11 protein-coding genes and 2 pseudogenes are annotated in these 14,062 nt (G+C 70.1%); 4 read left to right on the forward strand and 9 right to left on the reverse strand.

Annotated elements, in window-relative coordinates; all coding sequences use genetic code 11:
• Positions 1 to 10: 10 nt before the first annotated feature.
• Positions 11 to 1,459, reverse strand: a complete 1,449-nt coding sequence (gltX, locus tag QP166_RS03085; RefSeq protein ID WP_333914579.1) for a glutamate--tRNA ligase — start codon at positions 1,457 to 1,459, stop codon at positions 11 to 13.
• Between the two features lie 29 nt (positions 1,460 to 1,488).
• Here gltX and QP166_RS03090 point away from each other — a divergent pair.
• Positions 1,489 to 2,073: pseudogene (locus tag QP166_RS03090) on the forward strand (DUF4131 domain-containing protein); the annotation flags it as partial.
• Between the two features lie 121 nt (positions 2,074 to 2,194).
• Entirely contained in the window at positions 2,195 to 3,493 is a 1,299-nt protein-coding gene (locus tag QP166_RS03095) for a ComEC/Rec2 family competence protein (protein ID WP_333914580.1), read from the forward strand.
• A 457-nt stretch (positions 3,494 to 3,950) separates the two neighbouring features.
• Here QP166_RS03095 and lexA read toward each other — a convergent pair whose 3' ends face one another.
• The 6 genes from lexA to QP166_RS03125 all read right to left on the reverse strand — a co-directional run bounded on the left by lexA (position 3,951) and on the right by QP166_RS03125 (position 8,810).
• Positions 3,951 to 4,613 (reverse strand): transcriptional repressor LexA, encoded by a 663-nt coding sequence (lexA, locus tag QP166_RS03100; RefSeq protein ID WP_159757719.1) that lies wholly within the window; start codon positions 4,611 to 4,613, stop codon positions 3,951 to 3,953.
• A 58-nt stretch (positions 4,614 to 4,671) separates the two neighbouring features.
• On the reverse strand, positions 4,672 to 5,847 hold the full coding sequence (locus QP166_RS03105) for a molybdopterin molybdotransferase MoeA (protein WP_333914581.1): 1,176 nt from the start codon (positions 5,845 to 5,847) through the stop codon (positions 4,672 to 4,674).
• Positions 5,844 to 6,314: a cyclic pyranopterin monophosphate synthase MoaC gene (gene moaC / locus QP166_RS03110; protein ID WP_333914582.1), complete on the reverse strand. Its 471-nt coding sequence runs from the start codon at positions 6,312 to 6,314 to the stop codon at positions 5,844 to 5,846. Before moaC ends, QP166_RS03105 begins: the two co-directional genes overlap by 4 nt.
• Before the next feature lie 131 nt (positions 6,315 to 6,445).
• Positions 6,446 to 7,231, reverse strand: coding sequence for an indole-3-glycerol phosphate synthase TrpC (gene trpC, locus QP166_RS03115; RefSeq protein WP_333914583.1), 786 nt, complete (start codon positions 7,229 to 7,231; stop codon positions 6,446 to 6,448).
• The gene (trpD, locus tag QP166_RS03120) at positions 7,228 to 8,223 is read right to left on the reverse strand and encodes an anthranilate phosphoribosyltransferase (RefSeq protein WP_333914584.1); all 996 of its coding nucleotides are present in this window, start codon (positions 8,221 to 8,223) and stop codon (positions 7,228 to 7,230) included. The genes trpC and trpD overlap by 4 nt, the downstream gene beginning before the upstream one ends.
• The gene (locus QP166_RS03125) at positions 8,220 to 8,810 is read right to left on the reverse strand and encodes an anthranilate synthase component II (RefSeq protein ID WP_333917242.1); all 591 of its coding nucleotides are present in this window, start codon (positions 8,808 to 8,810) and stop codon (positions 8,220 to 8,222) included. The genes trpD and QP166_RS03125 overlap by 4 nt, the downstream gene beginning before the upstream one ends.
• 158 nt (positions 8,811 to 8,968) lie before the next feature.
• Here QP166_RS03125 and QP166_RS03130 point away from each other — a divergent pair, with 158 nt between their 5' ends.
• Positions 8,969 to 9,427, forward strand: coding sequence for a hypothetical protein (locus QP166_RS03130; protein ID WP_333914585.1), 459 nt, complete (start codon positions 8,969 to 8,971; stop codon positions 9,425 to 9,427).
• Positions 9,428 to 9,469: 42 nt separating this feature from the next.
• Here QP166_RS03130 and QP166_RS03135 read toward each other — a convergent pair.
• Together QP166_RS03135 and QP166_RS03140 are read right to left on the reverse strand one after the other, a co-directional pair.
• Positions 9,470 to 10,986 (reverse strand): annotated as a pseudogene (locus QP166_RS03135) (anthranilate synthase component I family protein).
• The gene (locus tag QP166_RS03140; protein ID WP_333914586.1) at positions 10,967 to 12,901 is read right to left on the reverse strand and encodes a peptidylprolyl isomerase; all 1,935 of its coding nucleotides are present in this window, start codon (positions 12,899 to 12,901) and stop codon (positions 10,967 to 10,969) included. The pseudogene QP166_RS03135 and the gene QP166_RS03140 overlap by 20 nt, the downstream one beginning before the upstream one ends.
• 109 nt (positions 12,902 to 13,010) lie before the next feature.
• Between QP166_RS03140 and tpiA the strand changes: the two genes are divergently transcribed.
• Positions 13,011 to 13,751, forward strand: a complete 741-nt coding sequence (tpiA, locus tag QP166_RS03145) for a triose-phosphate isomerase (RefSeq protein ID WP_333914587.1) — start codon at positions 13,011 to 13,013, stop codon at positions 13,749 to 13,751.
• Positions 13,752 to 14,062: the final 311 nt, after the last annotated feature.

Raw genomic sequence — 14,062 nt, forward strand, 5'->3', positions numbered from 1 at the left:
TCTTCTCCTGTCAGGCCCCGGTCGGGGTCATGTGGTCCGCGATGCGGGCCAGGCTTTCCGCGCGCCCTAGAAGGACGAGTACGTCGAAGATGCCCGGCGATGTCTTGCGGCCGGTCAGCGCGACGCGAAGGGGTTGGGCGACCTGACCGAGCTTCACGCCCGCTCCTTCGGCCACCGAACGCACCACCGCTTCGGTGGTCTCCGTATCCCAGTTGTGCACCGCGTCAAGCTTCGTGTGCAGACGCGAGAGCAGGGCGGGCGCCTCGCCGCCGAGCAGCGGCTGCGCGGCTTCCTCGATCGCGAGCGGACGCGCAGCGAAGAGGAAGGCGGTGGCGTCGGTCAGCTCGTTGAGGTTCGCCGCGCGCGGCTTGAGCGACGGCATCGCCGTGCGCAGGATCGAACGACGGGTATCGTCGTGATCGAACTCGAGTCGCTCGGCGACCAGATCGGCCAGCCGCGCATCGTCGGCGGCGCGGATATAATGGCCGTTGAGGTTCTCGAGCTTCTTGAGATCGAAACGGCTCGGCGACTTGCCGACGCCGGCCAGGTCGAACCATTCGATCGCTTCGGCGCGTGAGATGATCTCGGCGTCGCCATGCCCCCAGCCGAGCCGGAGCAGGTAATTGTCGAGCGCCTCGGGCAGGATGCCCAGCTCGTCGCGATACGCCTCGATCCCGACCGCGCCGTGGCGCTTCGACAGCTTTGCGCCATCGCTGCCATGGATCAGCGGGATGTGCGCGTAGACCGGATCGGGCCAGCCGCCTTCGATCGCATCCATCGCGCGATAGATCGGCAATTGGCGGAAGGCGTTGTTGAGGTGGTCGTCGCCGCGGATGACGTGCGTAACGCCCATGTCGTGATCGTCGACGACCACGGCCAGCATATAGGTGGGCGTGCCGTCGGAGCGGAGCAGGACGAGATCGTCGAGTTCGGCATTCTGAACGGTAACGCTGCTCTGGACGCGATCCTCGATCGTCACTGCGCCTTCGGTCGGCGCCCGCAGGCGGACAACATAGGGCTTGTCAGCGGGATAGTCGGTGCGGTCGCGCCACGGCGAACGGATGCGCAGCGGCTGCTTGGCGGCCTGTGCCGCGGCGCGCATCGCGTCCAGCTCTTCCTGCGTCAGATAGCAGCGATAGGCATGACCGTTCTCGACCATCGTCTGCGCGACGGCGGCGTGGCGATCGGCGCGTTCGAACTGATAGACCTCCTCGCCGTCCCAATCGAGGCCGAGCCAGCGCATCCCCGAGAGGATCGCGTCGATCGCGGGCTGCGTCGAGCGCGCGCGGTCGGTGTCCTCGATCCGCAGCCGGAACGTGCCGCCGTGATGGCGCGCGTATAGCAGGTTGAACAGCGCGGTGCGCGCGCCGCCGATGTGAAGGAACCCCGTCGGCGACGGGGCGAAGCGGGTGACGACGGCGCGGCCGTCCGCGCTGGCGGTTTTGTCGGTTGCGCTCAAGCGCGCTTGCTCCCAGGCTGGATAATCGGATGGCCAGTTCAGCCGCGCCCGCCTCTAGCAAAGCATCGTCGGCGCTTCAAACACGCGCCGCGCATGGCATCGCTTTGATACAGCGGGCTGTCGAACGGCGGCTGGAGGCGGAGCGCGACCAGCTCGTCCTGTGGGTGCCCGTGGCATTGGGGGCGGGCGCGGCGGCGTGGTTCGCGCTGCCTGACCCGCGAAGCTGGGTTTCGGTGCTGTTGCTGGTGCTGGCGACGGGGTCGGCGGCGCTGGCGGTCGCGCGGGGCGGGCGTGCGCCCGTGCTGGCGGCGGTACTCTCGGTCGCCGTGGCGATGGGGCTGGCGCTGACCTGGGCGCGAGCGGAGCGGGTCGCGGCGCCGGTGCTGAGTCGGCCGGCGATCGCATGGCTGAGCGGGCGCGTCGAGCAGATCGAGCCATTGCCGGCACGGCGGTTGACCCGAGTGACGTTGACGGTCTCGAAATGGGACGGGGAAGGCTCCGCACCGGCGCGGGTGCGGGTTAATTTCGATGCGCAGGCGGCACCGGGCGGGCTGGTACGCGGCGCGACGATCCGGGTTCGGGCACGCTTGATGCCCCCCGCGCCACCCGCCGTCCCCGGCGCCTATGATTTCGCGCGGGTAGCGTGGTTTACCGGCCTCGGCGCGACAGGCCGCGGCTTCCCCAATAACGATCACCAGCCCCGGCGAGGCGGGCGCAACCGACATTCGCGCGGCGTTGACGCGGCATATAGAGGCGCGGCTGGCGGGCAGCGCGGGCGGGATCGCCGCGGCGCTGGCGACCGGGGATACCGGCGCGATCGACGAGCAGGATGCGGAGGCGATGCGTCGCGCAGGGCTCGCGCATCTGTTGTCGGTCAGTGGGTTGCACATCACTGCCGCGGTCGGATTGGTGATGTGGCTGACCCTGCGGCTGCTGGCGCTGTCACCGCGGCTGGCGCTGACCGGGCGGCTGCCGCTGGTCGCCGCCGCGGCGGGGGCGGTCGCGGCGATCGGCTATACGTGGCTGACCGGCTCGCAGGTGCCGACGATCCGCAGCTGTGTCGCGGCGCTGATGGTGCTGGTGGCGCTGGTGCTGGGGCGCGAGGCGCTGACGCTGCGGCTGGTCGCGGCGGGGGCGATGGTGGTGCTGCTGTGCTGGCCGGAGTCGGTGGTCGGGCCAAGCTTCCAGCTTTCGTTTGCGGCGGTGACGGCGATCATCGCCTTTCACGAGCATCCGCGGGTCCGAGCGTGGTTCGGCGAGCATGAGGAAGCGCGGTGGCGGGCGGGGCTGCGCGCGGTGGCGTCGTTGCTGCTGACAGGGCTGCTCGTCGAACTGACGCTGATGCCGATCGCCGTCTATCACTTTCATCAGGCGGGACTTTATGGAGCGATCGCCAATATCGTCGCGATCCCGCTGACGACGTTCGTGGTGATGCCGGCCGAGGCGGTGGCGTTGCTGCTCGATACCATCGGGCTCGGGGCACCAGGGTGGTGGGTGGCCGATCGGGCGCTGGCGATCTTATTGTGGATTGCCAGGACAGTAGCGGGGGCCCCGGGCGCTGTGACGGCGCTGCCGGTGATGCCGCGGGCGGCGTTCGGGGCGATGGTGGCGGGTGGATTGTGGCTGGCGATATGGCGGACGCGGTGGCGTTATATCGGGCTCTTGCCGATCGTGGTCGGTGCGATCTGGACGGTCGCGACTCCGGTCCCGGACCTGATCGTCACCGGTGACGGGCGGCATCTGGCGCTGCGTGGAGACGACGGCCGGGTGGCGATTTTGCGTGATCGTACAGGGGATTACGTCAGCGATCTGCTCGCAGAGGCGGGCGGGCTGGATGGTACGCCCGCGCTGCTGAGCGAGGTGGAGGGCGCGCGGTGCAATCGCGATCTGTTCTGGATGGAGCGGCACGTGGACGGGCGTGTCTGGCGCGTGCTGGCGACGCGGAGCCTGTATCTGGTGCCCTCCAAGCAGCTGATATCGCTGTGTCGGCGCGCGGATGTGGTGGTCAGCGAGCGGCGGTTGCCGCGTCGGTGACGGGGACGGTGGCTGACGCTCGGCCGAACCACGCTGGCCCGGACGGGTGGGGTGCGGGTGACGTTTGCGACCGGAAGCGTCGCGACGGTGCGTGCGGCGGACGACGCGCATCCGTGGGTGATTGCGAGTCAGCATCAGGCGCGGGACGCGGCGAAAGGCTCGCCGATGTTTGCGGGAGGGTTGTCGATGTTGCCTGTTGCGGGCTCGAACGCGACGCGGCCGTGACGGGTCTGTCGCGGTGCTGCGAGATTGTGGGGTTTGGTTGGCGGCCAGCGCTAAGTCGTTGCGAAGGTTCGCCCAACTGGGCCCCGGCGTTCGCCGGGGTGGTGCGTGAGGGTCGCCGTGCGGGCCTTGCCGACGCTTCGATGTTTGCGAAGGTTGTGCCTATGCGGGCTGTTCGCCGAGCGTTGAGAAGAAGCGGGGCCCCGGATCAAGTCCGGGGCGACGGTCTGGGTTTCTACGAGTAACGCCGCAGCAAGCCGGCGAGCTTGCCCTGTACGCGGACCTGCGCGGGGGCGTAGCGTTGCGGGTCGTAGGCGCGGTTGGCGGGATCGAGGCGGATCATCGCACCTTCGTGGCGGAAATATTTGAGCGTCGCCTCGCTGTCCTCGATCAGCGCCACGACGATCTCGCCGTCACGCGCCACTTCCTGACGACGGATCAGCGCATAGTCGCCGTCGAAGATGCCGGCCTCGACCATCGAGTCACCCGCCACCTCCAGCGCGAAATGCTCGCCCGCGCCGAGCAGCGCGGCGGGCACCGGAAGCATCGTCGACCCCTCGAACGCCTCGATCGGGACGCCGGCCGCGATCCGGCCGTGCAGCGGGATCTCGACCACGTCGTTGGCTGGCTCCGGCATGGTGCGCTTGACTGAGGGCGGCGCGGGGCGCTTCGCCTCGGGGCCACGCTCGGGCGCCTTGATAACCTCGAGCGCGCGGGCACGGTTGGGAAGGCGGCGGAGATAGCCGCGTTCCTCGAGCGCGCTGATGAGACGGTGGACACCCGACTTGCTCTTCAGCTCCAGCGCGTCCTTCATCTCCTCGAACGAGGGCGAGACGCCCGTATCGGCGAGACGGTCCTCGATGAAGCATATCAGCTCGTGCTGCTTGCGCGTCAGCATGTCCGGGCGCCTTCCTAGTGAACGGATTGCGAACCTTTATGGAACATAGCGCTGTCCGTCAAGCGATCATCAGGATTTCCGCCGAGTCGCCTGCGCGTGCCGCCGGGGCGTGCGGATCGCGCACAATCAGGCAGGTCGAACGCGCGAGCGTGCGCAGCATCGAGCTGTCCTGAATGGTCGAGGCGAAGGCGCGGCCGTCGCGCAGTTCGGCGCGCAGATAGTCGGTCCGCTCATTGTTGGCGGGCAGGTCCTCGCCGAGCAACGCGCGAGAAACTTGAGGAAGAGGATCGGCGGCCCCGCCGAGATGCGCGACCAGCGGGCGAACGAACAACAGCGCCGTGACGAACGCCGACACCGGATTGCCGGGCAGCCCGACCACCGCCATGTCGCCGCGCCGACCAGCGAGCATCGGCTTGCCAGGACGCAGCGCGATCCGCCAGAAATCGAGCGTCGTGTCGGCGGCGAGCAGCGCGGGGCGGACGAGATCGTGGTCGCCCACCGACGCGCCGCCGGTGGTGACGAGCACGTCGGCGTCGATGGCGGTGAACGCCTCGGTCAGCCGGTCGAGCCGGTCGGGAAGGATGCCGAGGTCGACGATCTCGACTCCGCTGCCCGCGAGCAAGGCGCGGATGAGCAAGCGGTTGGATTCGGGGAGCGCGTCGCCAGGGGTGCCGGGTTCGACCAGTTCGTCGCCGGTTGCGGCGAGCGCGACACGGACCGGGCGCGCGACGGCGATCCGCGCAACGCCGCCCGTCGCGGCGACCGCCAGGCGGGCGGGCGTAAGCCGCTGCCCCTGCTCGACGAGCACGTCGCCCTCGGCGAAGTCGAGCCCGCGGCGGCGAACATTGCGACCGTGATGCGGAGGGCCTTCGCCGTCGAGGCGCAGCGTTTCGCCGTCACGCGCGGCTTCTTCCTGGACGAGCACGGTGTCCGCACCGGTCGGCATCGCGGCGCCGGTGAAGATGCGGATCGCCTCGCCCGCGCCGACCGTGCCGGAGAAGGGCGTGCCGGCAGCGCTTTCGCCGATCACGCGAAACGGGCCGGGCAGGTCGGCGAAGCGGAGCGCGTAGCCGTCCATCGCCGACAGGTCGGTCGACGGCTGCGTGCGCCGCGCGATGACGGGGGCGGTGGCCCAGCGGGCAAGTGCCTGATCGAGCGGCACGTCAATCGTGTCGACCGGACGGCCGAGCGCGAGGACGCGTGCCTGCGCCTCGGCGACCGGGAGCAAGGTCACGGCGCGCGCCAATCGCCGGAGCGGCCGCCGCGCTTTTCGAGCAAGCGAATATCCCTGATCGTCATTGCCTTATCGATCGCCTTCGCCATGTCGTAGACGGTCAGCAAGGCGGTGGAGACCGCGGTCAGCGCCTCCATCTCGACGCCGGTCTTGCCGTCGGTGGCGACCGTCGCCGTGGCGGTGATGCCGGCCGCGTCGGGCACGAGATCGAGCGAGACGCGGGTGATCGGGAGCGGATGACAGAGCGGAATGAGGTCGCTGGTGCGCTTCGCGGCCATGATGCCGGCGACGCGGGCGACTGCCAGGACGTCACCCTTCTTCACCGCGCCGTCGCGGATCGCGTTCAGTGCCACATCGGACATCGTGATCGTGCCGGTCGCGACCGCCTCGCGGCGGGTGATGGCCTTGTCGCCGACATCGACCATATGCGCTGCGCCGTCGGCGTCGAGGTGGGTGAGGTTCGTCATCTATCAGGCGGGGTGCCGTGGGGCACGTGCTTCGACAGGCTCAGCACGAACGGTTGATTGGCAGCTCGGCATCGTGATCGTGACAAGCTCAGCACGAACGACGGATGGGCGGCGTGGCATTCCGGGCGACCCTAGCCGACCATCGCGCGGGTTGCGGCGGCGACGTCGGCGTGGCGCATCAGCGCTTCGCCGATCAGGAAGCAATGCACGTCATGCGCGGCGAGTTCGTCCAGGTCGGCGCGGCTGGTGAGCCCGCTTTCGGCGACGAAGGTGCAACCGGCCGGGGCATGCGCGATCAGATCGTAGGTGAGGCGGAAATCGACCGCGAAGGTGCGCAGGTCGCGATTGTTGACGCCGATCAACCGGGTCTTGAGCCGGGCGGCGCGCTCCATCTCGGCAGCGTCATGCACCTCGACGAGCACGTCGAGCCCCTGTTCGATCGCGGCGGCCTCGCATTCGGCCATGCACGCATCGTCGATCGCGGCGGCGATCAGCAGGATCGCGTCGGCACCGATGCTGCGCGCCTCGACGACCTGCCACGGATCGACGGTGAAATCCTTGCGGAGCACGGGGAGGTCGCAGGCGGCGCGCGCGGCGATCAGATAGTCCTCATGGCCTTGGAAGTAGTGCGCGTCGGTGAGCACCGACAGGCAGGTCGCGCCGCCTTCGGCATAAGCGCGGGCGTGCGCGGGCGGGTCGAAATCGGCGCGGATCAACCCCTTGGACGGGCTGGCCTTCTTGATCTCGGCGATCAGCGCGTGGCGGCCGGCGGCGACGGTCGCGTCGAGCGCGGCGCGGAAGCCGCGCGGCGCGCTCTGTGCGGCGGCGCGCACGGTCAGGTCGGCGAGCGAGGTCGCGGCCTTGCGCGCGGCGACTTCGGTGCGCTTGGTCGCGCAGATGTCGGCGAGGATGGTCATGACCAGGCGATCCAGCGATCGAGGAGGGTGTTGGCGTGACCGGCGTCGATCGCCTCGGCCGCCTGCGCCGCGGCGGCGCGCAGCTCGGTCTGGCGGCCGGCGAGCACCAGCGCGGCGGCGGCGTTGAGGAGCACGGCGTCGCGATACGCGCCTTGCTCGCCGGTCAGCAGGCGACGGAGCGCAGCGGCATTATAGGCCGGATCGCCACCGCGGATCGCGATCGTCGGGTGCCGCGCTACCCCAGCATCCTCGGGGACGATCCGGGCCGGCAGCGGAACGTCGCCGACCGTGACGACACGCGTCGGGCCGGCGCCGGAGATTTCGTCGAGCCCTTCTTCGCCGGCGACGACCGCGGCGGCGTCGCTGCCGAGCCGCGCAAGCGCCTCGGCATAGATCGGGGCGTAATCGGGGCGGGCGATGCCGATCAACTGGCGCGTGACATGCGCGGGATTGGCGAGCGGGCCCATCAGGTTGAAGATCGTCCGCCGCCCGATCTTGCGGCGGATCGGGGTGATGCGGCGCATCGCGGGGTGATGGTTGGCGGCGAACAGGAAGCAGATACCGAGGTCGCGCAGCGTCGCCTCGGCCTGCGCGCCGGCGCGCTCCATATCGAGCCCGAGCATCTCGAGCGTGTCGGCCGCGCCGGCCTTCGACGAGGCGGCGCGGTTGCCGTGCTTGGCGACCGGCACGCCGCAGGCGGCGACGACGAGGCTGACCGCGGTCGAGACGTTGAGCGTGTGCTGGCCATCGCCGCCGGTGCCGCAGACGTCGATCGCGTCGACGGGGGCGGCGATCGGGACCAGCCGCTGGCGCAGCGCGCGCGCCGCCTCGGCGATCTCGATGCTGGTCTCGCCGCGTTCGGCGAGGCGGATCAGGAAGTCGGCGACCCCTTCCTCGCTGGTGCGCGCATCGAGGATGTCGGCGAACGCCTGCGCCGCCGACTCGCGCGCCAGCGGCGACGACGGATCGGGCAGCAACGCCACGCTCGTCACGCGGCGATCCGCCCCGCATGGTTGACGCCCGCGAGTCGCAGGAAATTGGCGATCAGTTCGTGGCCATGCTCGGTCGCGATGCTTTCCGGGTGGAATTGCACGCCGTGGATCGGCAACTCGCGGTGGCGCAGGCCCATGACCGACGCGTCACCGGCGGTGGCGTTGACGACGAGGCAGTCGGGCACGTCGGTGACGATCAACGAATGATAGCGGGTGGCGGTGAACGGCGACGGCAGCCCGGCGAAGACGCCGGTGCCGTCATGCTCGACCGGGCAGGTCTTGCCGTGCATCAGCCCGCCGCGCACGACCTTGCCGCCGAAATGCTGGCCGATCGCCTGATGGCCGAGGCAGACGCCGAACAACGGCCGGCGTGCTTCCGCGCAGGCTGCGACCAGCTCGAGGCTGACCCCCGCTTCGTTGGGCGTGCACGGGCCGGGTGAGATCAGGATCGCCTGCGCGCCGCTCGCCAACGCCTCGGCAGCGCTAAGCGCGTCGTTGCGGACCACGCGAACCTCCGCGCCCAGTTCCATGACGTAATGGACCAGGTTCCACGTAAAGCTGTCGTAATTGTCGACCACCAGGATCATGCGTCCGCCATAGCCGATGCGCCGCCGACCGCAACCGCCGAGCGACCCGGCGGACGACAGGAATATTGCAACGGCGCAAAGATTCGTCATGGCTGGGCAAACCGTGACGCGGAGAAAAGCGCCACCCCTGCGCGTTCGCGGGACCAAGGAGAAAGACGATGCGCCGTCCGATGATCGCCGTGCTGAGTGCCGCCATGCTGGTGCTGCCAAGCGGAGCCATGGCGCAGGTCGAGTCGGCCGGGGATGCCGGGCGCGCGCCGCAGCGCGTGCGCAGCGTGACGCTGGAGGGCGACGAGAAATGCCCGGTCGCGCAGGGCGACGAGGTGGTGGTGTGCAGCCGGCTCAACCCCGACGAGCAATTCCGCATCCCCAAGCCGCTGCGCGACAGCGCGGAGCCGGCGGCGAAGAATCAGGCGTGGGCCAATCGCGTCGCGACCGCCGATCAGGTCAGCCGCGTCGCGGGTGGGTTGCCGGACACGTGCTCGCCGGTCGGTTCGGGCGGGCAGACCGGCTGCGCACTGGCGATCAACCGCGCCTGGGCCGCGGAGCGCCGCGCGGCGGAGAAAAACGATTCGATGATCCCAGGGGGCGGTAAGGATCTGCGGACCGGACAATAAGCGCGGTCCCGGGTAGAGCCCGGGACGACGGGGAAGCCGAAGTTACTGTCCGAAGTCAGGCGTCGATGCGTGGCGCACCGCCTCGCGCGCGGCGGCGAGGATGGCGCCGGCCTTGGCGTCGCATTCGCGTTGTTCGTAGACGGGGTCGCTGTCGGCGACGATACCCGCGCCGGACTGGACGTGGATCGTGCCGTCCTTGACCACCGCGGTGCGCAGCACGATGCACGAGTCCATCGAACCATCGGGCGAGAAATAACCGACGCCGCCGGCATAGGCGCCGCGCTTCTCGGGCTCCAGTTCGGCGATGATCTGGCAGGCGCGGACCTTGGGCGCGCCGCTGACGGTGCCGGCCGGGAAGCCCGCGAACAGCGCGTCGATCGCGTCATGCTCGGGCGCGAGCCGGCCGACGACGTTCGAGACGATGTGCATGACGTGGCTGTAGAATTCGATGCCGTAGCTGTCGGTTACCTGCACCGTGCCCGGCGACGCGACACGCCCGACGTCGTTGCGGCCGAGGTCGAGCAGCATCAGATGCTCGGCACGCTCCTTGGGATCGGCGAGCAGGCTGTCGCGGTTGGCGGCGTCCTCCAGCGCGGTCTTGCCGCGGGGACGGGTGCCGGCGATCGGGCGAATCGTGACCTCGCCGTCGCGGGCGCGGACGAGAATCTCGGGGCTTGAGCCGGTCAGCGCGAAGCCGGGGAGGTCGAGATGGTAGAGGAACGGCGACGGGTTGATGCGGCGGAGCGCGCGATACAGCTCGAACGCCGGGAGCGGAAACGGCGCGGTGAAGCGCTGCGCGAGCACGACCTGGAAGATGTCGCCGGCCGCGATATACTCCTGCGCGCGCGCGACCATGTCCGCGTAGCGACCAGGGGCGAGCGTGGGGGCGAGTGCGATCTCGGTCAGGTCGGCGCGGGCGCGCGGCGGCAGCGCGCTAGCGGCGAGGCGGGCCTCGACCGCATCGAGGCGATCCTCCGCCTCCGCGATCTGCTTGTCGGGCTGTCGCGCGGCGTCGGGCCAGACCGGCGCGACCAGGAACAGTTCGTCGGCGAGCCGGTCGAACATCAGGATGACGGTCGGGCGCACGAACATCAGGTCGGGTAGGCCGAGCGCATCCTGCTCGGGCTGCGGAAGCTTCTCGACCAGCCCGATCGTCTCATAGCCGAAATAGCCGACGAGGCACGCCAGCGCGCGCGGTAGCTCGGGGGCAATTCCATGCGGATCGACGCGACGAGGTCGCGCAACGCTGCCAGCGTCGGCGCGGCGCAGGGCGCGAAGGCGTCGCGATCTTCCAGCCAGCGCGAGTTGATCTCGGCGGCGTCGCCCTGCGCGCGCAGCACGAGATCGGGGGCGAGGCCGATCATCGAGTGGCGACCACGTACCGCGCCGCCCTCGACCGACTCGAGCAGGAAGTCGCCGCGGCCGGGCTCGATCAGCTTGAGCGCGGCGGCGACCGGCGTCTCGGTGTCGGCAATCCGCCGCCGCCAGATGAGCGCGGGGCGACCGGCGGCGAGCGCCGCGGCCGCCGCATTGGAGGCGTCACTGTCCGGCGTCGCCACCGAGCAGGTCCTTCTTCAGCGTGGCGATGGCATCGGGGTAGCGCTTGGCGCCCTGCGCGGCGGCGACGGCATTGGCGAATTGCTGCGCATATTCGCCGCCGATCGAGCGGCCGAGATCGGCGCGGGTCGCCTGGATCGCCGCCGGCTGCTTGCTGGCGTCGCCGGGGACGATCTGCTCGACGCGCAGCACCAGCCAGCCGCGACCGTCCGGCGCCTGGATCGCGCGCGCGCTGCCCTGCTTCATCCCGAACATCATCGCGAGCACCGGGTTCACCTGCCCCTGATTGGCGGTGATCTGCGCGCGGGTCGCCTCGACACGCTCGACCGGCGCCTTGACCCCGGCCTGTGCGACCGCCGCGGCAAGCGGGGTGCCGGCGTTGACCTTGGCGACGATCGCGTTGGCGGCCGCCTGCGCGGCGCGGCGGGCGCGATCGGCGGTGAGGTCGGCGACGACCTTGGCGCGCGCCTGTGCGAGCGGAACCGGGGTGGCGGGGACGATGCGGTCGAGCGCGGCGATCGCGAAGCCGCCGTCCTGCCCGATGCCGACCGTCGTCGGCGTGTCGCCGTCCTCGGCCGCGAAGCCGGCGGCGATCACCGGCGCGAGCGTCGCGTCGGGCTGCGCCTGCGGCTGGTCGGGGTTGATGCCGCTCGACAGCACGGCCGGGGTGGCCTGCACGGTGAGCTTCTGGTCGCGGGCGACCTCGGCGATGTTGGCGTTGTCGGCGAGCGCATCCTCGACCGCGTCGCGGATCTTGCCGATCGCGTCGTTCGCCTTCTGCTTGGTCAGCGCGGCGACGATCTCCGGGCGGGCCTGCGCCAGCGTCTTGCCGGGATCCTGCGTGACCTTCTCTACGCGCGCGACGACGAAGCCGATCGCGCCGCGGACCGGGCCGACGACATTGCCCTGCGACGCGCCAAACAAGGCGGCGGCGACGGCGGGCGAGGTCTGGGTGGCGAGCGCGGATTGCTCGACCGCGGTGACCGTGCGCGCCTCGAGCCCGGCGGCGCGCGCAGCGGTGGCAAGCGGGGTGCCGCCCTTGACCTTGTCGGCGAGCGCCTGCGCCGCCTTCTGGTCGAGGACGGTCGCCAGCGTCACGTCGCGGAGCGGCTTGGGCGCGTATTTCGCCTTGTCGGCGTCATAGGCCTTCTGGATTTCGGCGTCGCTGGGCACTGCCTGTGCCGCGACCTGCTGCGGGGTGACCAGCGCGTAGCGGATCACGCGACGCTCGGGCGTGGTGTAGCGCGCGACATTGCGCTTGTACCAATCCTGCACCTCGGCGTCGGTCGGCGCAGGGCCGGACATTGCGGCGGGGATCAGCGCCGCCTGACCGGCGCGACGCTCCAGCAGGAGCGAGGCGTAGCGGAGCGCGAGCTGCTGCGGCACCTGGCTGGCGCCCACGGTCGGTACGATCAGGAACTGCGCCATCGTCTCGCGAGCGATCTCGCGCTGGACCTGTGCGTCGGTCATGCCGCGCTGCGCGATCAGACGGAGATAGGCCTGCTGGTCGAACTGGCCGGTCGCCCCTGCGAAGGCCGGGATCGCCTTCAGCTCGCTGCCGACCAGTGCGCGGCTGACGCGCAGTCCGTGTTCCTCGCCGAACGTTTCCAGCGCCAATCCGGTGAGCGAGCGGGTGATGAGGCTTTCGACCCCGCCGGCGCGCACGAAGGTCGCCATGTCCAGATCGGGCTGTTGCTGACGCGCGGCGCGGATCTCGTCCTGCGCGCGGCGGCGGATGTCGTCGGCGGTCACCTTCTCGCCGTCGACGCTCGCCAGCGGGTGCCCCAGAAGGCCGCCGCCGCTCGCCAGACCGGTGACGTCGCCGGCCGCGAACGCCAGCGCGATCACGATCAGGATGCCGAAGGTGACGATCATGCCGACCTTCGAATGGATGATGCCGCGGAGGAAGCTGAGCATGGAAGAGGCAGACCGGGACCAGGAGTGAAGCTCGTCGCTTTAGGCACAGGTCCGGCTGGCATCAAGCCGCGCACGCGTCTAACAGGTTTAACAAGCGAGTAGGAGAACGATGGTGCGGCGCAAGCTGGTGGCGGGCAACTGGAAGATGAACGGCGATCTGGCGTTGCTGGCGGAGCTGGACGCGATGGCGACGGCGGCGGCGGCGCATCCGGATGTCGATGTCGCGATCGCGGTGCCGGCGACGTTGATCGCGCCGGCCGCGCAGCGCGTACCGGGGCTGGCGATCGGCGCGGAGGACGTCCACGAGGCGGACGGCGGCGCCTATACCGGCTGCGTCTCGGCAGCGATGGTGCGCGAGGCGGGCGCGCGCTTCACGATCGTCGGCCATTCGGAACGGCGCGAATATCAGAACGAGACCAGCCAGGACGCCTGGGCGAAGGCGGCAGCGGCGCGGCGGCAGGGGCTGTCGGTGATCCTGTGTTGCGGCGAGACGGGCGCGGAGCGCGATGCGGGCCGGGCCGAGCGGGTGGTGCAGGCGCAGATCGAGAAGTCGCTGCCCGAAAAGGCGCATGGCGACTGGCTGACGCTGGCCTATGAACCGCGCTGGGCGATCGGCAGCGGGCGGACGCCGACGCTGGAGGAGATCGGAGCGATCCATGCGATCGCGCGTGCGAAGATGCGGCAGCTGATCGGCGATGCGGCTGATGGCGTGCGCATCCTGTACGGCGGATCGGTGACCGGCGACAATGCGCGCGCGATCATGGCGGTGCCGGATGTGGATGGCGCCTTGGTCGGGGGAGCGAGCCTGACCGCGGCGAAGTTCGTGCCGATCATCGAGGCGGCGGGGTGAGAGTGATCCAGCTGGCTTGAACCATCTTCCGTCGTCACCCCGGACGAGTTCCGGGGTCCACCGTCCCGCAAAAGCACCGGCTTGCGCGTTTGCGGAACGGTGGATGCCGGAACGGGGCCGGCATGACGGGTGAAGGTCGAAGGTGATGCTCTGTTTGGATGGATCGCACTTTATATAACGCGCCGTCGCCCCTGCGGAGGCAGGGGCCTATGGCTGTCGAGTTTTTCGGCGAGCCGACACATTAGCGAGGGGATTTGCGTCAGAACTTGCGCGGCACGATGCAGACATGGGCCCCTGCCTGCGCAGGGGCG

It is taken from the genome of Sphingomonas sp. LR60 (assembly GCF_036855935.1).
Taxonomy (GTDB): Bacteria; Pseudomonadota; Alphaproteobacteria; order Sphingomonadales; family Sphingomonadaceae; genus Sphingomonas.

What these genes read in the sequence shown, in the direction of transcription:
- lexA (WP_159757719.1), bottom strand. Translation starts at nt 4,613, where the DNA reads ATGCTGACGCGCAAGCAGCACGAGCTGATATGCTTCATCGAGGACCGT.
- moaC (WP_333914582.1), bottom strand. Translation starts at nt 6,314, where the DNA reads ATGACGAACCTCACCCACCTCGACGCCGACGGCGCAGCGCATATGGTC.
- trpC (WP_333914583.1), bottom strand. Translation starts at nt 7,231, where the DNA reads ATGACCATCCTCGCCGACATCTGCGCGACCAAGCGCACCGAAGTCGCC.
- QP166_RS03125 (WP_333917242.1), bottom strand. Translation starts at nt 8,810, where the DNA reads ATGATCCTGGTGGTCGACAATTACGACAGCTTTACGTGGAACCTGGTC.
- QP166_RS03130 (WP_333914585.1), top strand. Translation starts at nt 8,969, where the DNA reads ATGCGCCGTCCGATGATCGCCGTGCTGAGTGCCGCCATGCTGGTGCTG.
- QP166_RS03140 (WP_333914586.1), bottom strand. Translation starts at nt 12,901, where the DNA reads ATGCTCAGCTTCCTCCGCGGCATCATCCATTCGAAGGTCGGCATGATC.
- tpiA (WP_333914587.1), top strand. Translation starts at nt 13,011, where the DNA reads ATGGTGCGGCGCAAGCTGGTGGCGGGCAACTGGAAGATGAACGGCGAT.